The sequence below is a fragment of the Streptomyces sp. NBC_00158 genome, assembly GCF_045160885.1.
GTDB lineage: Bacteria > Actinomycetota > Actinomycetes > Streptomycetales > Streptomycetaceae > Streptomyces.
The window spans coordinates 301,174-323,096 of record NZ_CP108162.1; the positions used below are offsets into that span (position 1 = coordinate 301,174).

The following is a 21,923-nucleotide window of genomic DNA, read 5'->3' on the forward strand; positions in this document are numbered from 1 at the left end:
GCCATCGGCGTCAGCCCCGTTCGCCCAGGTCCAGGCGGTCGAGCAGGCCGGCGGCGGTGAAGGCGGCGATCAGTTCGTCCCGTCCTTCGGTGAAGTGCCCCCAGCTGTCGTAGTGGACGGGCACCACCTGGCGCGCCCCGAGGAGGCGCGCGGCCTCGGCGGCCTGCGTGCTGTCGAGGACGATCAGCGCCCCGTCGAAGAGCCGGGTGAACCGCGGGGCGCCGGCGAACAGGACGGCGGTGTCCACCGGGCCGAACCGCTCGGCGATCTGCCCGACCAGTTCGAGGGACGCGTTGTCGCCGCTGACGTAGACCGTGGGCAGGTCCCGACCGGTGAGGACGAACCCGACGACCTGGCCGGTGAACGGTTCGACCTCCTCGCGCGCGCCCGGTCCGTGCAGGGCGGGCACGCCCGTGACCGTGACGGTGCCGCCGCCGGGACGGTCGAGGTCGACCGACTCCCAGTCGGCGAGCCCCCTGGCCCCCGCCCCCAGGCGCTTGCCGCCCCCGGGCGTGGTCAGGGTCAGCGGGACGTCGGCGAGCAGCGCGCGGCCGGACTCGTCGAGGTTGTCGGGGTGTTGGTCGTGGGAGAGCAGCACCACGTCTATCCGGCCGAGGTCGGCCGGCGTGGCGGCGGCGGGGGCCGTCTTGGCCAGCAGGCCGCCCGGCACGGGGTACTCGCGCGGTGCGTCGAAGGTGGGGTCGGTCAGGAACCGCAGGCCGCCGTACTCGAAGAGGGCGGTCGGACCGCCGAAGACGCGGACGGGCACGGGTGCGGGGGTGGATACGGGCTCAACGGGCGTGCTGGTGTCAGCCATCAGAACCTCACGGATGAGTGGTTGGTTATCCGTGATGATCGTAGAGCTATCTCACGGATGGGCGCAACGCTTAACATGAGATCCATGAGTGAGATCCCGGACGGCGCATCCGCGCCAACACCCGCGCCGGGGGCGGAGGAACGCATCGCCCTCGACTTCGTCAACAGCGCCGTCGCCCTGCCCGGAGGCCAGTACGCCGACCTCCTCGGCACCCCCGAGAGCGCGAACCGCTGGCTGACCGCACACGGCCTCGCGCCCGCCGACGCCGGGGTGCGGGAGATGTGCGCGGCCCAGCTGCGCTCGATGCGCGAACACCTCAGGTCGCTGTTCGCCGCCCGCGCCGCCGGACTGCCCGCCCTGCCCGCCGCACTGGCCGCCGTCAACGACGCGCTGACCAAGGCCCCCACGGCCGCCCTGCTGCACTGGGACGAGAAGAACGGCCCCTACCGCTCGACCCCCTGCCCCACCAGCGAGATCCTCGACCGCGCCCTCGCGGCCCTCGCCGCCGACGCCGCGGACCTCCTCACGAGCCCCGACGCCGACCGCCTCACGGCCTGCGCCTCCCCGCCCTGCAACCGCTACCTGCTGCGCCACGGCCGCCGCCAATGGTGCTCCACCCGCTGCGGCGACCGCGCCCGCGCGGCCCGCGCCTACGCCCGGCGCACCCGGCCGCAGGACGGATGACGAGCCCGGCCCGACACCCCGCGAGCGCAGAAGCCTTTACCCGGTACGACTGATCCACCCGCACGGGTGGAACGCCGTGACGCGGCAGTCCGGCGGCCGATCGCCCCGTCTATAAAGAGGGGGTTTCGCCCTCTGGCCGTCTGACTGATGGGTCGTCATTCCATGCCGCACGCCGTTCTGCGCCTCGCCGCCGCCACCGCCTTCCTCCTGTCCGTCGCCGTCACACCCGCCGCTGCCGCGCCGGCTGCGGAAGAGGACACGACGACCGCCCCGTGCGGACCGGTCGTGGAGTACCGGGCCTGGGACTGGTGGCGCACCACGACGAACACGGAGATCGCCCGCACCGTGGCCGCCACGGCCTCCGGCGAGCGCTGGCAGTGGCGCGAGGACGTGAACACCCTGTGGCGCGGGGACACGAGGGAGAACGTCGAGGAGATCTTCAAGACCGGCTTCACCCCGCGCGGGGACCAGCTCATCCCGCTCGCCGAGTACATCGTCAAGGGCGGCGGCCAGCTCAGCGCCCACCTCAGCACCAGCTGCGACCAGAGCGTCGCCAAGCGGTTCGCGACGTACGGGGCGGAGAAGACCGGCTGGGTCTACGAGATCTACGCGCCGGGCGGCATCGACGTGAACGCCACGGCGCAGGTGAACAACTACCAGTCCCCGTACCTGTGGAACAAGGAGATCGACTTCCCCGGCGGCGTGCGGGGCAACTTCATCAAGGGCGCCTGCAAGTACCGCCTGACGGGCACCGACCCGGTGACCAACGAGAAGACCTGGCAGCAGCTCGGCTGCAAGGACAACGCGGACTTCGCCCCCTACAAGCCCGCCAAGCCCGCGCGGGGCGCGTACAAGCTCGCGAGCTGACGCGCGGGACCACGTCCGGGGCCGGCCGACTACGCCCCCGCGCTCCAGCGGACCCGCTCGACCGGGATCCACAGCTGGGAGCCGGTCTCCGCGCCGAGCTCCGCAGGCCGGGTCCGCAGGAGTTCCGGGCCCGGGCGGGCGGTGTACGGGTTCGAGGGGAACCACTGCGTGAACACGTCGCGCCACAGCTCCTGGAGCGCGCCGGGATGGGGCCCCCGGGCGTCGAAGACCGCCCAGGTCCCGGCCGGCACGTCCAGGACCTCCAGTTCCCCGGCGGCCGTGCCGGGGGCGGTCACCACGCCGATCCAGTAGTCCGCGAGGGCGCCCTCCTCCCGGCTGTCGGTCAGGTACGCCGCGGCCGACAGGATCCCCTCCGGCTCCGCCCGGCCGGGCGGGCCGGCGAGCTCCTTCATCCGTACGACCGCCCGCTCGTCCAGGCCCTCCAGGTGCGCGGAGGCGGCCGCGTTGACCCCCTCGTGCACGAGGGGGACCCGGGCCTTCCTGCCGAGGAAGCGGAACGGCCCCTTCTCCACGATCCGGTACCGCATGGCCGCACCGCCCTCGACGACGACACGGAAGGACATGCGCGGCTGCGCCGTCAGCACCGCCCCCGTGCGCCGGGCCTCGCCGGGCCCGATGCCGTGCACCGAACGGAACGCCCGGGAGAACGCCTCGGCCGAGCCGTACCCGTACCGCACCGCCACGTCGAGCAGCGTCGGCTCCCCGGCCAGAACCTCGGCCCCGGCGAGCGTCATCCGGCGGCGCCGGACGTAGACCGGGAGCGGCATCCCGGCGAGCGCGGAGAACAGCCGCCGGAAGTGGTACTCCGACACGGCGGCGATCCGGGCCACCTCGGCCATGTCGACCTCCTGGTCGAGGTGGGCCTCCAGGTGGTCCAGTGCCAGGTTCAGCCGCTCCAGCACGCGTCCGCGTCCTTCCCCCGCCCGACAGAACCGGTACGGGAACTGTCGGGTGGGAAGCCCGGGCCCTGCCGCAGGCTCTCGTCCATGACTGATGTTAGGGGACTCTGTGAACCTCGGTTCGACGCCGTACGCGCGGCCCTCGCCGCGTCGCTGGCCGGGCACGACGTGGGCGCCTCGGTCGCCGTCCGCCTCGACGGCGAGCCGGTGGTCGACCTGTGGGGCGGGTACGCCGACGCGGGCCGCTCCGTCCGCTGGGAACGCGACACCCTCACCGCCGTGAACTCGACCACCAAGAACATGACCGCCCTGTGCGCCCTCGTCCTGGCCGACCGGGGCCTGCTCGACCTGGACGCGCCGGTCGCCGCCTACTGGCCCGAGTTCGCCGCCGCCGGCAAGGAGGGCGTGCTGGTGCGGCACGTGCTGTCCCACAGCGCGGGCCTGCCGTACCTGACCGGGCCGGCCCCGGCCGTCGAGGAGCTCTACGACTGGGAGGCGGTGACGGCCGGACTCGCCGCCCGGGCCCCCGAATGGGAACCGGGGACGGCCGCCGGCTACCACGCGCTCACCTTCGGGTACCTCATCGGTGAGGTCGTCCGCCGCGTCACCGGCCGCGGCATCGGGGAGTTCTTCGCCGACGAGGTGGCCGGGCCGCTGGGCGCGGACTTCCACATCGGGCTCCCGGCCCGCCACGACCACCGCGTCGCACCGCTCCTCCCGCCGCCGTCACTGACCGACGAGTACGCCGCCACCGCACCGCCCGGACCGGACGGCCGACCCCGCGAGTCCACCGGCCCGGTGGTCCGGGTCAGGGACGCCAACTCGGTGCCCTGGCGCCGTGCGCGGATCCCGGCGGTGAACGGCTTCGGCAACGCCCGCTCCGTCGCCCTCGTGCACTCCGTACTGGCCAACGGCGGAACGGCGGGCGGCGTACGGCTGCTGTCCCCCCGGGGGTGCGAGCCCGCGTGGCAGGAGCTGTTCCGCGGCGAGGACCGCGTGCTGGGGACGCCGATGTGCTGGACGGCGGGCTTCGGCAAGTTCGGCGACGCCTTCGGCTGGGGCGGCTGGGGCGGATCGCTCGTCGTGAGCGACCCCGGCTCACGCCTGACGGTGGCCTACGTCATGAACCAGATGCTCGACCGGGACCGGGAGGAGGACGACCGGGGCATGGAGATCGTCACGGCCGCCTTCGGCGCGCTGCTCTGACGGGTGGTGGGGAGGCGCCGGGCAAATGGTCCGGTTCTGCGGGCTTGACCTTGTCACTGGCGGCAGGGTTGTTCCCTCGGGGCATGGACATCGACACGAACAGCAGCAGGGGCCGGCGCGTCGTCCTGGTCACCGGGGCCGGGACCGGGATCGGGCGGGCGACCGCGCGGGCCTTCGCCGCCGGCGGGGACCTGGTCGTCGCCGTCGGGCGGCGGGAAGGGCCGCTGGCGGGGACGGCCGACGGGCATCCGGGGATCCGGGTGCTCGCCGGGGACGTGGCCGGGCCCGGAGAGCCGGAGCGGATCGTCGGGGAGGTGCTCGCCGCGCACGGGCGGCTGGACGTGCTCGTCAACAACGCCGGGATCGTCCGCGCCGGCCCCCTCGGCGGAGTGACGGCGGACGACGTCGCCGAGCAGCTCGGCGTCAACCTCGTGGCGCCGGTGCTGCTCACCCGGGCCGCGCTCCCCGCGCTGGAGGCGTCCGGGGCGGGGGTCGTCGTGAACGTGAGCACCGCCGTGGGGCAGCGGGGCTGGCCCGGGGCCTCCGTCTACGCCGCCACCAAGACGGCGCTCGACACCCTCACCCGCAGCTGGGCGGTGGAGCTCGCCCCGCGCGGCGTCCGCGTCGTGGCCGTGGCACCGGGTGCGGTGGACACCCCGATCGGGGAGCACCAGGGGCTCAGCCCCGAACGGGCCGCCGAGGTACGGGCGTGGCAGGTGGCGCGCACCCCGCTCGGGCGGGTCGGACGGCCCGAGGAGATCGCCTGGGCGGTGTGCCGGCTCGCGGACCCGGCGGCGTCGTTCCTCACCGGCGTGGTGCTCCCGGTCGACGGGGGAGCGGCAGTGGCCTGAGAACATGGGCGCATGCTGATCGGGGAACTGGCCGGGGCCACCGGCACGAGCGCCCGCGCCCTGCGCCACTACGAGGGCGCCGGGCTGATCTCGTCCGAGCGGGCCCCGAACGGCTACCGGGTCTACGGCGAGCGTGCCGTCGTACGGGTCCGCAACATACGGACCCTGCTCGACGCGGGACTCACCCTGGACGACGTACGCGTCTTCCTGCCGTGCCTGGACGGGGACGTCGCCGCCGGACCGCCCTCCCCGAAGGGGCTGGCGGTGGCCCGGCAGCGGCTCGCCGTCCTGGAGGCCCGGATCGCCGCGCAGACGGCCGCGCGCGACCGGCTGCGGGAGGCGCTGCGCGGTTCCGGCCGCGCGGACGGCTGACTGTCGGCGCCCTCCACCGTCAAGTGACGGATGTGCGGCCCCGGTTCCCGGCGGAGAGTTCTCGGCGCAGGCTTCGTCCTACGGAAGGGAACCCCCGCCATGCATCCCGATCAGTCGCACACGCCGGTGCGTTCGCAGCCCGAGCGGGTGCCGTCGCTGTGCCTGGAGGTGGACCGGATGCCGGACGAGTTCACCCGGCTGCCGGTGCGGGCCACCTTCCGGTTCGACCGGGCGCAGCCGTCGGTCGTCACGGTCGAGTTCGCGGCGGGGCGCGGGCGGGCCCTCGTCCGGAGCATCGGCCGGGAGCTGCTGCACGGCGGTCTCACGGCGATGAGCGGATCCGGGGAGGTGCGGATGTGGCCGACGCTGCCCCGCGAACGGCCGGCTTCGTGGCTGCTGCTGGAATCCCCGGAGGCGCAGGCCCTCTTCGAGGTGCCGACGGCCCGGCTGGCGGCCTGGCTGGAGGCCACCTACCGGGCCGTTCCGGCCGAGGCGGAGTCGGATGGCCTGAACTGGGACGGCTTCCTCAGGGAACTCCTCGACGGGCCGGGGGCGGGGTCCGTCTGAGCCGCGCCCGGCCCATGTGTCCGCCGGAGCCGCGACCCCGGCCTTGCCCCCGCCACCGTCACCTGTCAGCATGGTGATGTGAATCTTGACCATGTCTTCGTGTGCGGGCACCCGGTACTCGACTTCGTCGCGACGCTGCGCGCCCGGCGTTCGACCCGGTTCGAGATGCTCGTGACGCCGGACCGGCTCAACGCCTGGTACCTGGACTCCGGACTCGTGGACACGGTCACGCCCGCCGCCGACGGCGACGTCCGGGAGGCGGTCACCCTGCGCGAGGCCGTGTACCGGCTCGTCGGCAACGGCCGCCTGGGCGAGGACTTCGACCGGCAGGCCCTCGGGCTGCTCAACGCCGCCGCGCGCCAGGTCCCGGCTACCCCCCAGCTCACCCCGGCGGGCCGGCACACCGACGCCACGCCCGCCCAGGCCCTGGCCACCCTGGCCCGGCAGACCGTCGAACTGCTCAGCGGCCCCGACGTCCACCTCCTCAAGGAGTGCGGGAACGAGGAGTGCACGCGCGTCTACCTCGACCGCTCCCGCGGCATGCGGCGGCAGTGGTGCGGCATGGAGTCCTGCGGGAACAAGATCAAGGCCGCCGCCTACCGCGCCCGCAGGAAGGCCTCCCCGGCCCCGGCCGGGCGCTGACCTCCCGCGCCGGCCGCCCGCGGCGCGCGACCCGGCGCCTCTGCGGCGGACCTCGCGCCATCACCCGTCGAAGCGGTGATGCGCCGCCCAGCAGCCCCGTCGGCGGCGCCCACACCGTCCCGATCCGGCCGCCCGTCACGCCGTGCCCGCCCGGCCGCCGCGTGACGGTGCCCCGGACGGCATCTACGCTCTGGATCACGCAGCCCGGCCGAGTCCGCCGCGGCCGCGGCGAACGGAGTTGAGGTGCGGTGGAGTTGAACGCCCGGTCGATGGTCGGCCGTGACGGCGAGCGGGAGGTGCTGTCCGCGTTCGTGGCGGCCGCCGAGGGGCAGGCCCTCGTCCTGCGCGGGGAATCGGGCGTGGGCAAGAGCGCGCTCCTCGACCACGTCGCGGACCTGGCCGCGCCCCGCCACCGGGTGATCAGGGCGGCCGGCGTGGAGGCCGAGTCGCAGCTGCCCTTCGCCGGCCTGCACCAGTTCCTCTACCCGGTCCTCTCCTTCGTGGACCAGCTCGACGAGGCCCACCGCAGGGCCTTCGACGTCGTCTTCGGCCGGAGCGCGGGCGCCCCTCCCTCGGTCATGACGCTCGGCATCGCCGTCCTCGACCTGCTCTCGCTCGTGGCCTCCCGGCAGCCCGTCCTGCTCCTCCTCGACGACGGCCAGTGGCTGGACGCCTCCAGCACCGAGGTGTGCGGGTTCGTGGGGCGCCGGCTCGCGGGCAGCTCCATGAAGCTCGTGGTCGCGCTGCGCTCGGACGTGCCCTGCGGCTTCGACTCCGCCGCACTGCCCGAACTCGCGGTGACCGCCCTCTCCGAACGGGCCTCCGAGGAGCTGCTGGAGCTGCGCCACCCCGGCCTCGCCCCGCCGATCCGGCGCCTCGTCCTGGACGAGGCCCGGGGCAACCCCCTCGCGCTGCTGGAACTCCCGCCCCACGTACGGGCCGGCCGCGCCGGACGCACCCCGCGGGAGCTGTTCGGGTACACGGGCGTCCAGCTGCCGCTGCGCCTCCAGCACGTGTACGGGACGCGCGTCGCGGCACTCGGCGACGCCGTACGGGCCGAGCTGCTCCGCGGCGCCCTGGACGGCGTCGGAGCCGGGACGGCCACCGGCCCGGCGCACGGCTCGCGCTACCGCATGCGGGATGTCGACGAGGCCGCCGCCTGCGGCCTGCTGGACGACGACCCGGCCGGCGGCGACTTCGTCTTCCGGCACCCCCTGGTGCGGTCGACGGTCGTCCGCATGGCCACCCCCAACGAGCGCCGCGCCGCCCACGCGGACCTCGCCCGGGTGCACCGCGACGACGTGGAACGGCACGCCACGCACCTGGCGGCGGCGACCGTCGACCCCGACGCGAGGGCCGCCGCGGCGCTGGAGGCGGCGGCGGAGTCCGCGACCCGGCGGGGCGGCGCGGTGACCGCCGTGGCCTGGCTGACCCGGGCCGCCGAACTGAGCGAGACCCCCCGGGAGCGCTCCAGGCTGCTCGGCGACGCGGCCTTCGTGGCCGGGCACGCCGGACTCCTCGACCACGCCCGCAAGCTCGTCCGCACCGGCACCGCGTCCGGCACCTCCGAATCCGCCGCCTCCGTGGTCACCACGGCCTACGCCGCGCTCTACGAGGACGGCGACGTCCGGTCCGCGCACCCCCAGGTCCTCGCCGCCGTCGAGGAACTGCGCGACAGCGGCCGGCAGGGCAGCGGCGCACCCGGAGGGGACGGGAGCGGCGCACCCGCACGGGACGGCATACCGGCCCGCCTGGTGAACCTGCTCCTGGCCATCAGCCAGTACGCCGGCGACGAGGAGACGTGGCGGCGCACGCACGAACTGCTCCGCTCCCTGGACAGCCGCGTCCCGCACGACTCCCTGATCTACGAGGACACCTGGAGCGACGTCGTCCGCCGCGGCGCCGGCGCCCGCGAGCGGCTCGAACGGGCCTACACCGGGCCGCGCGACATCGAACCGTGGGACCTCACCCGGCTCTCCGTCTCCGCCTACCACCTCGACACCCTCGGCCGGTTCCGCCCGCACCTGGAGCGCACCGTGGACCGCGAGGTCGAGACGGGCGCGGCCGCGACCGGCATGACCATGCTGCACCTGATCATGCTCGACCAGATCGCCGCCGGCGAATGGCAGGAGGCCCGGCGGACCGGCGAGCGCTGCCTCGACCTGACCACCTCGCACGGCTACGCCCTGTTCACCCATCAGACCCGGGCCTACCTGGGACTGCTGGCCGCCCTGCGCGGCGACGCCGAGGAGGCCCGCGAGCTACAGGCCGTGGTGGACGCCTGGGCGCGCCCGCGCGGGGTCGGGTTCCTCACGCAGGTCGCCGACGCCATCGGCACCGCCGCAGCGCTCGGGGAAGGCGACCACGAAGCCGCGTACCTGCACGCCATCGGCATCACCCCGCCCGGGACCTTCGCCCCCTGCGTCCACCAGGCCTCCCGCACCCTCCTCGACCTCGTCGAGGCGGCCCTGCACACCGGCCGCTCGGGGCAGGCGCGCCGGCACGCCCTCGCCGCCGAGGAGGCCGGCCTCCCGGACATCTCCCCGCGCCTGGCCCTGCTGACGTACGGCGCCCTCGCCATGACCGCCCCGGACTCCGCGCAGGCGGACGCCCTGTACGCACGCGCCACCACGCACCCGGACGCCGGCCGCTTCCCCTTCGAGCTCGCCCGGGTCCGCCTCGCCCACGGCGTCCGCCTGCGGCACACGCACGGCTGGAAGGCGGCCCGGCCGGCCCTGACGGCGGCCGCGGAGACCTTCGAACGGCTCGGCGCCGCGGCCTGGACCGAGCGGGCCAGGGCCGAACTGCGCGCGGCCGGGCCGGCCGCGGCTGCGAGGGCGGCCCCGGCACCCACCCTGACCTGGCAGGAGCGGCGGATCGCGGACCTCGCGGCCGGCGGGCTGACCAACAAGGAGATCGGCGCGCGCATGCACCTGTCGCCGCGCACGGTCAGCTCCCACCTCTACCGGGTGTTCCCCAAGCTCGGCATCACCTCCCGGGCCGCCCTGCGCGACGCCCTGGGCAGGCTCCCCGCCGAGTAGGCCGGCCGGTTCAGCGGAGGGCGCGGGCGGGGCGCGCGCCCCCGATGCCGTGTCCGTCCAGCCAGGTCAGCACGTAGTCGGCGACGGACCGCCAGCCGCCGTCGAGGACCAGGCAGTGGCCGCGGTCGGCGAACTGCTTCAGGTCGGTGACGGCCGTGCAGTCGCCGTACCGCTTGTAGGCCGCGCGCGTCACGGAGTCGGGCACCAGCCGGTCCTCCTGCCCGGAGACCAGCAGCAGCGGGCCCCGGGCCGCGTTGCCGGTGTCGGGCAGGACCCCGGGGGCGGGCGCCGCGAGGTCGGCGAGCAGCCGCCGGGGCGAGGGCATCGCGTGACGGGCGAACAGCCGGTCGGACTCGGCGGCTTCGACCGTGTTCGCGAGGACCCGGCGGAACCGGTGCGCCGTCAGGGACACCAGCGGCCCCGTGGCCGCGGGGTCCGGCGGTCTCCACGTCCCGGCCGCGCCGGCCGGCAGGGCGACGCCGCCCACCGGGGCCGGGGCGATGGCCACGGCGGCCCGGCCGACCTCGGCGCCGACGAGGTGCTGCGCCACCAGGGCGCCGACCGAGTGCCCGATGAGGACGGGCGAGCTGCCCAGCGACCGGGCGACCGCGGCGTAGTGGTCCGTCAGGGCGTCCAGCCCCACACCGCCGAGCACGTCCGGGGCCGCCACCGGCGGGCCGGTGCCGGGGCCCTCCCCGGGCCAGGCCGGCGCCAGGGCGCGGAACCCGCGCATCGCGAAGCGTTCCGCCCACGACTCCCACGACGAGGCGCGCAACCACGCGCCGTGGATGAAGACGACGGGCGTACGGTCCACCACTGGTTCCTCCGAGCATGCCCTCCGCCCGTGCACCTGCACCCGGGCGACCGCGCCCCAGCATGGGCCGCGCTCCGGGTCGGCGACGACAGTCGAATGACCCAATTCCCGCCTTTCACAGGCCCCGACGTTCCCACCGAACGTCACCGCCTTGACCGGTGACGGCAGTTGCTGTCATGGTTGCGTCACCACTTCAGCCGGTGACGTTCGGATGGGCGTCCCGGCCGTGCTCTGGAATCGGGAAGGCGGAGAAGGAAAATGACGAACCTGCGCAGGGCGGCATTGCGGCTCGCGGTCAGCGCCGCCGCGGTGACCGGGGTGGTCGCGGTGACCGCGACGAGCGCGAGCGCCGACGTGCTCACCGACATCTCGACCGGCCCCGGAAGGTGCCCCGCCAACTGGGTGTGCCTGTGGAGCGAGAACGACTTCATCAGGGGGAACCCGGGCGGCGGATCCGACTACGGGGCCGTGGGCTCGGACGTGAACCAAACGGACATGGGCCAGTTCTTCTTCGAGGCCAAGCTCGCGCGCTGGAAGGGAATGCAGGACCGCGCGTCCTCGGTCGTGAACAACACCGGCCGCAGCGTCTGCTTCTACGAGCACAACTACTACGGCGGCCTGGAATTCAGGATCGGACCCAGGGAGAAGTGGTCCTCCGTCCCCTCCTGGATCAACGACAAGATCAGCTCCTTCAAGTTCTGCTGAACCCAGAAAGAGGTAACCGGAAATGAAGCGTTCCACGGGAATGACGGTCAGGCTCGGACTCGGCGTCGCGGCCGCCACCGGCCTGATCCTGTCCGCTGCGGCGTCCGCGAGCGCCGCCAGTGTCGTCTCCATCGGCCATGGTGCCGGAGCGTGCCCCGAATCCTTCGTCTGCCTCTGGTCCGAAGGAAATTTCATCGAGGGCAAGTTCGTGAACTACGCCAAGTTCGGCTCGTTCGGCTCGAACCAGAACGTGGGCGACATGGGGAAGCTGAGGCGTGAATCCAGCATCGACAAGGGGATGCAGGACGTCACGTCCTCGGTGCTGAACAACACGGGGAGCAGCATCTGCTTCTACGAGCACAACAACTACGGCGGCCTGGAATTCAAGATCGGCCCCCGGGAGCACTGGCCCTCCCTCCCGTCGTGGATCAACGACAAGATCAGCTCCTTCAAGTACTGCTGACGCCCGACCCGAACCGCACGGAGGCAATGAGAATGCGCAAGAAGACGATGAAGTTCGGCCTGTGCGCCGCGGCCGTCACCGGCCTGATGATGACGGCGGCCACGTCCGCGAGCGCCGCCACGGTCCTCGGCATCGGCTCGGGCTCCGGAGGCTGCCCCACCAACTACGTCTGCCTGTGGTCCGATGGCGACTTCGTCAACGGGCAGCCCCGGGGCAAGTTCGGCTCCATGGCGGCGAACCAGAACGTCACCGACATGGGGAAGCTGGAGCGCGACGGATCCCTCTGGTCGGGCATGCAGGACGTGACCTCGTCGGTGGTCAACAACACGGGGAGCGGCATCTGCTTCTACGAGCACAACAACTACGGGGGCGCGCAGTTCCGGATCGGCCCCTGGGAGAAGTGGCCGGCCGTCCCGGGGTGGATCAACGACAAGATCAGCTCCTTCAAGTACTGCTGACCCGTCCGTGGCGCGGCGCGGGCCGGACGGCCGGGCCCGCCGACCGTTCCCGTCAGCCGGGGTCGACGACGAGGTCGGCGCGGTGGCGCCCGAGGGCGACGAGCCCCGCGTTGACCTCGTCCGACCGGGCCACCCACGCCCGCGCGAGCGCCGCGTCCTTGCCGTGCCGCACGTGCCGGGCGACCAGGCGGTCCACCCGCAGGGCGTCGTCCGGGTCGAGGTACCAGGCCTCGTCCAGCAGGGACCGTACCGGCGCCCAGTCCGCCGCGTCGTGCAGCAGGTAGTTCCCCTCGGTGATCACCAGCGGTACGGCCGGCCCGACGGGGATGCTCCCCGCGATCGGCTCCTCCAGCGAGCGGTCGAAGGCGGGCGCGTACACCGTGGCCCCCTCGGGGGCGCGCAGCCGGCGCAGCAGCCAGACGTAGCCGGCCGCGTCGAAGGTGTCCGGAGCTCCCTTGCGGTCGGCCCGTCCCAGCCGGCCGAGCTCGGCCTGCGCCAGGTGGAACCCGTCCATCGGCACCACCACGGCCCGCTCGGGCCCGAGCGCCCCGGCGATCCGCGCCGCCAGCGTGGACTTGCCGGCCCCCGGCGGCCCGGCGATGCCGAGGATCCGCCGGCCGCCCCCGGCGGCCAGCGCACCCGCCCTCGTCACAAGCTCCGTCGTCCGCACGCCCCCATACTGCCCTGCCGCCCGCCCGGGACGGCGGGGCGGTACGGGAGCGCCGCGGCCTAGCGGTGCCGGGCGTCCACCACCGCGAGGAGCTTGCCGCTGGTCGGGCTGCGGTCCAGCGACGCGCCGTCGACCGGCTCGACCACCAGGTCCAGCAGCCGCTCCGACACCGCCGAGCGGAGCTCCGGGTATCCGGACAGGAAGACCTCCCGCAACCGCTCAGGGTCCGTCGCCGCAGTCCGCTCCACCCGTACGGTCAGCCGCTCGCGGACGTCCGTACCGTCCAGCCGGATCTGCAACTCGCCCCGGTGGCCTCCCTGTTCCTCCGCCAGCGCCAGGAAGCGGCGGAAGCCCAGGAAGTACGTCGCCACACGCATCACGTCACCCGTACGCCCCATCAGCTCGAAGCGCGGCGCCCGCCGGCCGCACGGGCAGCGGCCCGGGACCTCCCGGCCGAGGTCGCCTATCAGGTACCGGCCCAGCCGCTGGCCGCGCCGGGCGTGCGTGGAGAAGACCAGCCGGCCCGTCTCGCCCGGGGCCACCGGCCGGTCCTCGGCCAGGCCCACGATCTCCATCGTGTGCAGGTCGGAGTGCAGGTGGTGGACGCTGCCGGAGCTTTCCGCGCACTGGTAGCCCAGCGGGCCGAGGTCGGTGCTGCCGTACGTGATCGAGCGTACGGTCTCGATCCCGAACTCCGTCCTCAGCGTGCGCCGCTGCTCCTCGGTGAAGTGCTCGCCGCCGTAGAACACCTTGCGCAGGCCCCCGTAGGCGCGCAGCAGGTCCCCCTCCGCGTGCAGCAGCTGCCACAGGTAGGAGGGCATCCCGAACAGGGTGTCGGCCCGGTGCTCGACGATGGCCTCGGCCGTGGCCCGGTGGTCCGGCCCCGCGGACAGCGGCAGCTGCACCCCGCCCAGGCGTTCCAGTACGGAGAAGAAGCTGATGAAGCTGCCGTACATGGCGCCGCAGTAGAACAGGTTGGCGGTGCGGTCCCCGACCGGGTCGTAGCCGGCGGCGAGCAGGCCCCGGGCGGCGGCGTGCATCTGGGTGTCGTAGTCGTCGTAGCTGAACACCGACAGGGCCGGAGCGCCCGTGCTGCCGCCGCTGCGGAAGTACAGCTCGGCATCGGCGCGGCCCAGCTCCCGGGCCGGTCCCTGCACGTCCTCCTTGCCCAGCAGCGGGCCCGCCGGCGCCGGCAGTACGACGGGCCGCACCAGGTCGTCGAGGCAGGCGGTGGTGGCGAACCGGTCCGGGTCCGCCCGGACCGCGACGCGGCGGCTGTAGCGCTGGAGGGCGTAGACCCCGTCGTGCGGCTCGCCCGCGTAGCTCTCCTGCATGGCGCCGACCGGCGTGACCCGGGTGACGCCCGCGGCCAGGGCGGTGCGGGAGAGCTCGGCGATGTCGGACGGGCTGCCCGCGATGCCGGCCGTCTGCAGGTAGCGGCGCATCGGGCGCAGGGTGGCGATCAGCCGCTCGCGGGGCAGCGGCTTGACCCACACGCTGCGGTGCAGCGGCGAGGCCGTCAGCGGCGACCGGGTGTCGGCCATGACCCGCCACGAGCCGTCGGGCGCGGCGAACACCCGCGTCAGGCCGAGGTGTTCCTCCAGCCGGGCCACCAGCTCGGTGGTGGTCAGCTCGGCCGCCCCGGCGGGATCCGGCTCACCGGCCGCCGCGGCGCCCGCGGCCGGCGGCCGGGCCGCGAGGACCGCGGCGAGGCGCTCGGCGAAGGCGAACACCTCCTCCTCGTCCTCGGTGTCCAGGTACACCACCTGGGGGCTGGAACACGCCTGCTGCTCGTACAGGCACACGTCGTCCGCGAGGGCGTCGAGCGTCACCCCGTCCGACCAGACGCCGGCCGTCAGGTACGCGAAGGAGATCCGGTGCCCCCACTCCACCAGCCGGCACCCGGCCGGCACATGGGCCGCCACCCCCTCGACGGCGCCCTCCCCGCCCCATACCGCGACGGCGTCCGCGGGCGCGCACATGAGCCGCAGCCACTCCTGCCGGGAGGACGGGAAGCGCAGGACGACGACCCGCGCGGCCAGTGCGCCACTGGGATCGAGGGCTCCGAGCTCGGCCACCAGGTGCTGCGTGAACAGGCTGTCGGCGCTGCTGGTCTTGAGCACGTTGACGTTCCCGGCGAGCAGCCCCTCGACGATGCTCAGCGGCGCGACCGTCGCCGCGTTGCCGGGGGCGATGTGCGCGACCATGCCGACCGGCGCCCACGCCTCGTAGACCGTCTCGCGCGGATCGGCCCGGTTCAGCCGGCCAGGAGTCGCACTGCCGAGCTCGCGGCGCAGCTTGCGGGTCAGCTCCCGCCGGCCCAGCAGGGTGCCGAGCTCGGCCAGCACGGCCGGGTCCTCCCCCTCGGGCAGGTGCGCCGCGAGCCGGACGCGCACCGGGTGGGCCGGGTCGCACAGGGCGGCGGCGAGCGCGTCGCAGGCCGCCAGCACGGTCTCGGTCTCCAGCACCGTCGCCAGCGCGGCCTCGACGGCGGCCGGCAGGTCTTCGAGGCGTCGCCCGGCCTCCTCGTCGCCGATGAAGGCACCCTGCCAGTAGTGGTGGTGCGCACCGCCGTCGCCGAGCCGCTCGTACGCGGGCCCGGTCATGGTTTCCGTCGTCATGGTCACGCCATGCCCTTCATCAGTTCCGCTGCGGCCACCGCGCAGCTGCGGTTGCGGCTCACCCCGGCACGGCCGTGGACGGTGAACCAGGGGGTCCCCAGCTCGCAGCCGCAGGCGTCGCCCGGCTGGAGGGAGGCGAGGTCGCCCATGACGACGCTCTGCGCCGGCACCGAGGTGATGTACGGCGACACGAGGTGCAGGTAGCCCCGCTCCCCGTACGGCAGCGGTTCGAGCGTGCGCGTGGAGCGGATCGTCACCCGGGACCACACGGGGGCGTGCAGCCGGTGGTGGTCGCACTCGACGTACGGGATGCAGTGCTCCACCGACCCGAAGGTGTCCCGGATCCGCTCGCCCGGGATGCCGAGCTGCTCGGTGACGCGGGCGTACAGCTCCTCCTTCTCGATGCGCCGGTCGGAGTGCCCCTTCCAGCCGCCGCCGAGGACGACGAGGGAGCCCTCGGGCAGGCGCAGCGGCGGCAGCCCCATGGCCCGCATCCGCTCCAGGGTGAAGAAGAGGAAGGCCGGGAAGCCGAGGATGCGGACCGGGTCGTCCTCCCGCTCGAAGCGGCGCAGCGCGGCGATGCAGCCGAAGGGGTCGAACTCGTGGTCGCCGCCGGTGTTGCGCAGTGCGTAAGCGACGCTGCGCGCCGGGGCGAAATCGCACAGGTAGTTGTCGGTGAAGGCGGTCCCCAGGTTGAGGGAGGGCGCCGGCTCGTAGCTGTAGAGGAGGTAGTTGACCTCCTGGTCGGGGGTGATCCAGCCGTTGCGCTCGAAGATCCGGGCGACCATGCGCTGCGCGGAGCGGATGGTCCAGTGGTCGAAGAACATCTGCGACTTCTGGCCGGTGGTGCCGGAGGAGGTCAGGTGCAGCTCGACGTCCTCGCGCGGGACGGACAGCACCTCGTGCCGCTTGAAGAAGTTCGCGTGGACGAGCGGGGTCCGGTACGGCGCCGCCGGGGGAGCGGCCGGGGGAGTGGCCTCGTACAGGGAGCGGAAGAAGGGGGAGCGTTCGACGTGCCAGGCGTTGGTCTCCGCCATGGCGGCGGCGAACAGCTCGTCCACGGCGGGCCCGTGGGCGTACGGGTCGGTCAGGTCGCACAGCTGCTGCACGTGCGGCAGGAGGTCCGGGTCGGGTACGGCGACCGGCGCGAGATGGGGGTTCATGGGGCAACCTCGGGTGTGGTGGGCAGGTGCGTCGACGCCCAGGCCGACACGTAGCAGTCCAGATAGGGCTGGAGGGGCGGTTCGACGGCGACGCCGCGGAAGTCGATGCGCTCGCTGGAGCGGGACAGCACGGCGTAGTCGTGGAAGCCGTCGCCGTCCGCGCGCATGGCCGGGTAGACGGCTCCGGCGACGAAGCCCTCGGCCAGGAAGGCCGAGAGGACCTCGTGGTGCGCGAGCGGCACCAGGGCCTCGACGTAGCCGGCGCCCGCGCGGGCCAGGGCCCGGGTGACGGGTTCGAGGCAGGCGGCCGCGGCGGCCGGGTCGGGGTGGGCGGTCAACAGGGAGCAGTAGCCCCCGGCGCGGTTGAGGTAGGCGTAGACCTCGAACCGGCCGTCCTCGGGCGTGAGCAGCACGTTCGGGGTGTGCAGCGGGTAGAACCAGCCCTCGGCGCCCGGGAAGCGTTCGCGGAAGCGGCGGCGTACGAAGGCCGGAGCCTCGATCATCTCCAGCCGGTCGGCGCCCTGCGGGGCGGGTACCGGGTCGGGGGCGGGTCCCGGCTCCGGGGCGGTCGCGGCCCGCACGCCGGGGTAGCCGATGCCCAGCGCCGCCTCCGAGGTGCGCAGCAACGGCAGGAGCGGGGCGGGCACTTCGGTGATCGGGATCCGGCGGTCCAGCACCCCGGCGGAGTGACGCGCGTAGAGCGCGAGGCTCTCGCGGCTGCGGAGATCCACCGCGTTGGGCAGGATGCCCAGCGGGCGGAAGCCGTTGCGGGCGACGACCCGCTGCGGGCCGGCGCTGACGGTGCGCACGGTCGCGTACACCGAGTCCAGCCGCCCGGTGTCCAGCATGCCCGCGCACAGCGCCCCGGTGAGGGCGGCCGCCAGGCCCGCCGAGCGGTGCTCGGGGTGGACGGCGATGCCCTCCAGGCGGCCGATGCGGCTGCCCGCCTCGCCGTGGATGGCGGCGGACGCGGTCAGGGCCCCGGTGGCGGGGCAGCGGCCGACGAGCCAGAGGGAGTACGGGTCTTCGATGAGCCGGGCCATCTCGGCCGGGTCGGTGCCGAGGGCCACCGGGTAGTGCGGTCCGTAGACGGCGTAGTAGAGCTGGCGCAGCTCGGCGATGTCCGAGCGGGCGGCCGGGGTGATCACGGGGGTGACGACGGGGCTCACCGCTCACCTCCGACCGCGGCGGCGGGGGACTTCAGCATGGCCAGCGCACAGGCCGCGGGGACCAGTCCGACGCCCTGCACCAGGCACAGGGTCTGCGGGGACAGGAAGTCCCCGGCGGAGCCGAACGCCAGGGACGCCAGCGGCAGGGAGGCGCCCAGCACGGCCTGCATCACTGCGAAGAAGCCGGGCTTGTCGGCCGGCGGAACCAGCCGCTGGAACAGCGCCACGAAGCGGACGCTGACGGCCCCGGCGCACCATCCGGCCACCGCCAGGCAGCCCGCGATGACCAGCCGGTGCGCGACCAGCCCCGGCAGCGCGAGGGCGAGGGCCATCAGGCCCAGGCACCAGGCACCGGCGACCGTGGGGCGCCCCGGCACGCGGGCGCCGGTGAAGGCGCCGACCAGCGCGCCGGTGCCGAGCGAGGCCTCCAGCAGGGCCACGGTGCCGCCACCGCCCGCGAGGACCGAGCGGGTGTAGAGGGGGATGACGACGAACACGGCGGTGGTGAAGAGGTTCGCCGCGGTGAAGCAGACCAGGATCCGCCGTACGTAGGGGAGTTCCCCGAGGATGCGGCGCAGCGTGCGCCGCTCGGGCGGGGCGGCCGACGCGCCGGCTCCCGCGTCCGGTGCGTCGGTGGCGATTACGGTACGGAAGCGCGCGCCCGCGACGAGGAGGGCGGCGCCGAGGTACGCGGCCGCGCAGCCGGCGGCCAGCCCGGCCACGCCGGCCCGGTCGACGGTCAGGGCGCCGAGCAGCGCTCCGCCGAGGCCGGCCAGGGACTGGGTGGACAGCTCGAAGCCGGTGGCGGCCTCGATGTCGGCGTCGTCGACGAGTTCGGGCACCGAGGTGGTCAGGCAGGGGTCGAAGAACGCCTGGCAGGTCGCGAGCGCCAGACCGGCGGCGTACACGGTGGCGAGCGGCAGCCCGCCGCCGTACGCCCACAGCGCGAGGGCGCCGGCCGCGCCCCCGGCCAGGGCGGCGGCGGTCCGCAGCACCGAACGGTGCGCGAACCGGGCGACCGCCGCGGCCACCACGGGCGCCAGCGCCACGGCGGGCAGCGTGCAGGCGGCCATGAACAGTCCGGAGGCGAGCCCCCGGGCCTCGTCCACGGCGTACGCGACGATCCACCAGGCCGCGCCGACCTGGAACATCCGTACGGCGCCCTGGGTGAGGACCTGGCCGAGCCACACGGCGCCGAAGGCACGGTTGCGCAGGACCAGCGGAGCGCGCCGCCGGCCGGCTCCGCCCCCGCTCTCCGTCTCCGTCATGAGTGGGGCGGTGGTCATGCCGTCGGCCTCTCGTCGAGGACCCGGACGAGCTTGCCCGAGCGCGGATTGACGGCGAGGTCGCGGTGGCGCACCCACTCCACGGCCATCGGGTGCACGAATCCGTTGCGCACGCTGTCCGGATACAGCGGACGTACGTTCTCCAGCTCCGTGACGACGGCCCCGGCGAGTTCCTCGCGGCCGTGCCGCTCGCCGGGGGCCGTGGCCAGCCGCAGGACGAGGCCGTCGCGGCCCTCCCAGCGGCGGACGACGAGCTGCATGCCGACAACGTGCCCGGCGGTGTCCGCCGCGGTCACGGCGTCCTGGGCGTCCTGGGTGTAGAGGGAGACCGGGCCCACCCGTACGCCCTCCTCGGCGCGGCCGAGGATCCGGAAGTGCCCGTCCCCGCCGCCGGTCCACTCGGCCCGGTCGCCCGCGGGGTAGCGGATGATCGGCATGAGGCGGCGGAAGAGGCTGGTGACGACGACCCGGCCGGGCCGGCCCGGTTCGGTGATGGGCTCGTCGGTGGAGTCGTCGAGGATCTCCACGACCGAGTACGGGGTGAAGGCGCGGTGCACCCGGGCGTCGGCGCCGGGTACCGGGCGGCCGAGCAGGCCCGCGTCGACGCTGGCGTACCCGACGGAACGGGCCTCGGCGCGCGGGAACGCGGTGGCCAGCAGGCGCCGCTGGTCGTCGAAGAGGGCCTCACCGCCGAAGAGGAGCAACTCCACCGAGTCGAGCCGCACTCCGGTCGACACGACCTGCTCGGCGAGCCGGCACAGGGTGGTCGGCGTTCCGGCCAGGACCTGCGCGGCGAGGTCGCGCAGGGTGGGGATGGTCGACTCCAGCGGCGCGCCGCCGCCGATGGGCAGGCGGACGTTGTCCACGGGCGCGTGGGCGAGCGAGTCGAGGACGAAGAGGAAGCTGGCGTACAGCTCCCCGGCGTAGAAGAGGTCGGCGACGCGGTGCCCCGGGCGCAGGCCCGTGTCCACGAGCCCCTGGCCGAAGGCGGTGACGAAGGTGCGCCACTCGTCCCGCGTGTAGACGGAGAACTTGGGGGAGCCGGTGGTGCCGCCGGTCTTGTAGACCGTGGCCTCGCCGAGCGGGCCGGTCAGCACGCGGCTGTCCCGGAGGGTGTTGGCCGCCCAGAACTCCTGCTGGTCGACCACCGGCAGGTCGGTGAGGCGGTCGGCGTGCGGCGGCAGGGACGCGTAGAGGTCCCGGTAGAAGGGCGAGCTGTGACGGGCGAAACGTATGAGGTCCGAGAGCTGCTGGGCGGACATGGGCCTTTGCCTAGGTGACGGAAACGGGGACGGAGCCACGACGGGGCGCGATGTGCGCGAGAACGGGGACCCCCCGGCGCCCCGTCTCCTCACTGCGCGTCAGAACATGACGCGCAGTCACGATGATGAAACATCAGTGCTGCTGTCAGCAAATCAGGAAAGGATTTCCGGCCAGGGCGGCCACATCCATCAAAATTTCAAGCAACTGCCGTGGCTCAGGCCGCCGCTGAGGAGCGGAACGTGCTGGGGCTCAGGCCCTTGTGGCGCTTGAACGCGGCGCTGAAGCCGAAGGCGTCGGCATAGCCGACGGCCCTGCCGATCTGGGCGATGCTGAGGTCCGTGTCGGTCAGGAGCGCCTCGGCCTCGTCCATCCGGCACTCGGTGAGGTAGGCGAGGGGCGGCCGGCCCATGAGCAGGGTGAAGCGCTTGGCGAACAACGCCCGGGAAACGCCCGCGCGGGCGGCCAGCGAAGCCACGGTCCACGTCTCGGCGGGCCGGTCGTGGAAGGCCCGCAGGGCGGGGGCGAGGACCGGGTCGGCCAGTCCCCGGTACCAGCTGGGCGCGTCGGCGCCCGCCTGCTCGAACCAGCTGCGCAGCGTGCACACCAGGGCCCAGTCCAGGAGCCGGTCCATCAGCGCCTGCGAACCGGCCGACAGGCGGGCGGCGTCGACGGCGGCCGTCTCCAGCCAGGCGCAGACCTCGGCGTCCTCCTCGACCACCAGGACGGGCGGCAGGGTGCGCAGGAGCTGCTCGTGGCGGCAGCCCGAGGCGCGGTAGGCGCCCACGATCAGCGCGGTCGCCTCCTCCGCGTCCGCGTCCGGATCCGCGCCCCAGCGGATGCCGCCGAGATCCTCGCCGGAGCACTCGGCGTGCGGGGCGAAGCAGGCGATCTCGTACGCGGCATGGGCGCCCTGCGGGGTGCCGGGGCGGTCCGCGAGGTGGAACGGCGCGGATCCGCTCACGATGGCCGTGTCGCCGGCCGAGACCGCCCGCTCGGTGCCGTCGGGCAGCACCAGCGTTCCCCCGCCGCGCAGCACGCTGATCATGGTGAGCGGCGCGCCGTCGGCGAAGCGGATGGTCCAGGGCGCCGTCAGCACGGCGTGGCTGACGACCGAGCCCTCGGCCCGGATGCCGCTCAGCAGGGAACTCAAAGGGTCCATGGAGCGGAGCGTAGACGATCTCCTATGGTCCGGAGCGTTTCTCCCATGGATCATCCACAACGCCCGGGCTGTACTTGACCCATCGCACGGAACCGAACCGAACCGGACCGGACCGAACCGGACCGGACCGGACCGCACCGCACCGGACCAGCCAGGAGACGAGACACAGTGACGCAGCAGCACGG

The 21,923-nt window shown here is 74.1% G+C and carries 21 protein-coding genes; 11 read left to right on the plus strand and 10 right to left on the minus strand.

Going from position 1 to position 21,923, the window contains the following annotated elements:
- Window positions 1-10: 10 nt before the first annotated feature.
- Entirely contained in the window at window positions 11-817 is an 807-nt protein-coding gene (locus tag OG553_RS36665) for an MBL fold metallo-hydrolase (RefSeq protein WP_331728354.1), read from the minus strand.
- An 84-nt stretch (window positions 818-901) separates the two neighbouring features.
- Between OG553_RS36665 and OG553_RS36670 the strand changes: the two genes are divergently transcribed.
- Entirely contained in the window at window positions 902-1,501 is a 600-nt protein-coding gene (locus OG553_RS36670; protein ID WP_331728356.1) for a CGNR zinc finger domain-containing protein, read from the plus strand.
- A gap of 162 nt (window positions 1,502-1,663) precedes the next feature.
- Window positions 1,664-2,368: a hypothetical protein gene (locus OG553_RS36675; RefSeq protein WP_331728357.1), complete on the plus strand. Its 705-nt coding sequence runs from the start codon at window positions 1,664-1,666 to the stop codon at window positions 2,366-2,368.
- A gap of 29 nt (window positions 2,369-2,397) precedes the next feature.
- Here the strand turns inward: OG553_RS36675 and OG553_RS36680 are convergent, their stop codons facing one another.
- A complete protein-coding gene (locus tag OG553_RS36680) occupies window positions 2,398-3,291 on the minus strand; it encodes an AraC family transcriptional regulator (protein WP_331728359.1) in 894 nt (297 codons plus the stop codon).
- A gap of 84 nt (window positions 3,292-3,375) precedes the next feature.
- Here OG553_RS36680 and OG553_RS36685 point away from each other — a divergent pair, with 84 nt between their 5' ends.
- The 6 genes from OG553_RS36685 to OG553_RS36710 all read left to right on the plus strand — a co-directional run bounded on the left by OG553_RS36685 (window position 3,376) and on the right by OG553_RS36710 (window position 9,967).
- Complete coding sequence (locus OG553_RS36685) at window positions 3,376-4,494, plus strand: serine hydrolase domain-containing protein (protein ID WP_331728361.1); 1,119 nt, start codon at window positions 3,376-3,378, stop codon at window positions 4,492-4,494.
- Window positions 4,495-4,577: 83 nt separating this feature from the next.
- Window positions 4,578-5,345 carry an SDR family oxidoreductase gene (locus OG553_RS36690; RefSeq protein ID WP_331728363.1) on the plus strand — a complete coding sequence of 256 codons (768 nt, stop codon included), beginning with the start codon at window positions 4,578-4,580 and terminating at the stop codon, window positions 5,343-5,345.
- 12 nt (window positions 5,346-5,357) lie between these two features.
- Entirely contained in the window at window positions 5,358-5,717 is a 360-nt protein-coding gene (locus OG553_RS36695; protein WP_331728365.1) for a MerR family transcriptional regulator, read from the plus strand.
- 99 nt (window positions 5,718-5,816) lie between these two features.
- Window positions 5,817-6,284 carry an SsgA family sporulation/cell division regulator gene (locus OG553_RS36700; protein ID WP_331728367.1) on the plus strand — a complete coding sequence of 156 codons (468 nt, stop codon included), beginning with the start codon at window positions 5,817-5,819 and terminating at the stop codon, window positions 6,282-6,284.
- A gap of 78 nt (window positions 6,285-6,362) precedes the next feature.
- Entirely contained in the window at window positions 6,363-6,926 is a 564-nt protein-coding gene (locus OG553_RS36705) for a CGNR zinc finger domain-containing protein (protein WP_331728369.1), read from the plus strand.
- A gap of 269 nt (window positions 6,927-7,195) precedes the next feature.
- Window positions 7,196-9,967 (plus strand): LuxR family transcriptional regulator, encoded by a 2,772-nt coding sequence (locus OG553_RS36710; RefSeq protein ID WP_331728372.1) that lies wholly within the window; start codon window positions 7,196-7,198, stop codon window positions 9,965-9,967.
- Window positions 9,968-9,977: 10 nt separating this feature from the next.
- Here the strand turns inward: OG553_RS36710 and OG553_RS36715 are convergent, their stop codons facing one another.
- On the minus strand, window positions 9,978-10,781 hold the full coding sequence (locus OG553_RS36715) for an alpha/beta hydrolase (RefSeq protein ID WP_331728375.1): 804 nt from the start codon (window positions 10,779-10,781) through the stop codon (window positions 9,978-9,980).
- A 258-nt stretch (window positions 10,782-11,039) separates the two neighbouring features.
- Here OG553_RS36715 and OG553_RS36720 point away from each other — a divergent pair, with 258 nt between their 5' ends.
- The 3 genes from OG553_RS36720 to OG553_RS36730 are packed head-to-tail and all read left to right on the plus strand — an operon-like array spanning window position 11,040 to window position 12,407.
- A complete protein-coding gene (locus OG553_RS36720; RefSeq protein ID WP_331728377.1) occupies window positions 11,040-11,486 on the plus strand; it encodes a peptidase inhibitor family I36 protein in 447 nt (148 codons plus the stop codon).
- Between the two features lie 22 nt (window positions 11,487-11,508).
- Entirely contained in the window at window positions 11,509-11,949 is a 441-nt protein-coding gene (locus OG553_RS36725; protein WP_331728380.1) for a peptidase inhibitor family I36 protein, read from the plus strand.
- Window positions 11,950-11,981: 32 nt separating this feature from the next.
- Entirely contained in the window at window positions 11,982-12,407 is a 426-nt protein-coding gene (locus OG553_RS36730) for a peptidase inhibitor family I36 protein (protein ID WP_331728383.1), read from the plus strand.
- 52 nt (window positions 12,408-12,459) lie between these two features.
- Here the strand turns inward: OG553_RS36730 and OG553_RS36735 are convergent, their stop codons facing one another.
- The 7 genes from OG553_RS36735 to OG553_RS36765 form a co-directional block, all read right to left on the minus strand.
- Window positions 12,460-13,077 (minus strand): nucleoside/nucleotide kinase family protein, encoded by a 618-nt coding sequence (locus OG553_RS36735; RefSeq protein WP_331728385.1) that lies wholly within the window; start codon window positions 13,075-13,077, stop codon window positions 12,460-12,462.
- Window positions 13,078-13,136: 59 nt separating this feature from the next.
- Window positions 13,137-15,698 (minus strand): acyl-CoA reductase, encoded by a 2,562-nt coding sequence (locus tag OG553_RS36740; RefSeq protein ID WP_331728711.1) that lies wholly within the window; start codon window positions 15,696-15,698, stop codon window positions 13,137-13,139.
- A 2-nt stretch (window positions 15,699-15,700) separates the two neighbouring features.
- Complete coding sequence (locus OG553_RS36745; protein WP_331728387.1) at window positions 15,701-16,861, minus strand: acyl-protein synthase; 1,161 nt, start codon at window positions 16,859-16,861, stop codon at window positions 15,701-15,703.
- Window positions 16,858-18,030, minus strand: a complete 1,173-nt coding sequence (locus OG553_RS36750) for a GNAT family N-acetyltransferase (RefSeq protein WP_331728390.1) — start codon at window positions 18,028-18,030, stop codon at window positions 16,858-16,860. Before OG553_RS36750 ends, OG553_RS36745 begins: the two co-directional genes overlap by 4 nt.
- Window positions 18,027-19,316, minus strand: coding sequence for an MFS transporter (locus OG553_RS36755; protein WP_331728393.1), 1,290 nt, complete (start codon window positions 19,314-19,316; stop codon window positions 18,027-18,029). Before OG553_RS36755 ends, OG553_RS36750 begins: the two co-directional genes overlap by 4 nt.
- On the minus strand, window positions 19,313-20,578 hold the full coding sequence (locus OG553_RS36760; protein WP_331728394.1) for a phenylacetate--CoA ligase family protein: 1,266 nt from the start codon (window positions 20,576-20,578) through the stop codon (window positions 19,313-19,315). Before OG553_RS36760 ends, OG553_RS36755 begins: the two co-directional genes overlap by 4 nt.
- Before the next feature lie 215 nt (window positions 20,579-20,793).
- On the minus strand, window positions 20,794-21,738 hold the full coding sequence (locus OG553_RS36765) for an AraC family transcriptional regulator (RefSeq protein ID WP_331728396.1): 945 nt from the start codon (window positions 21,736-21,738) through the stop codon (window positions 20,794-20,796).
- Window positions 21,739-21,923: the final 185 nt, after the last annotated feature.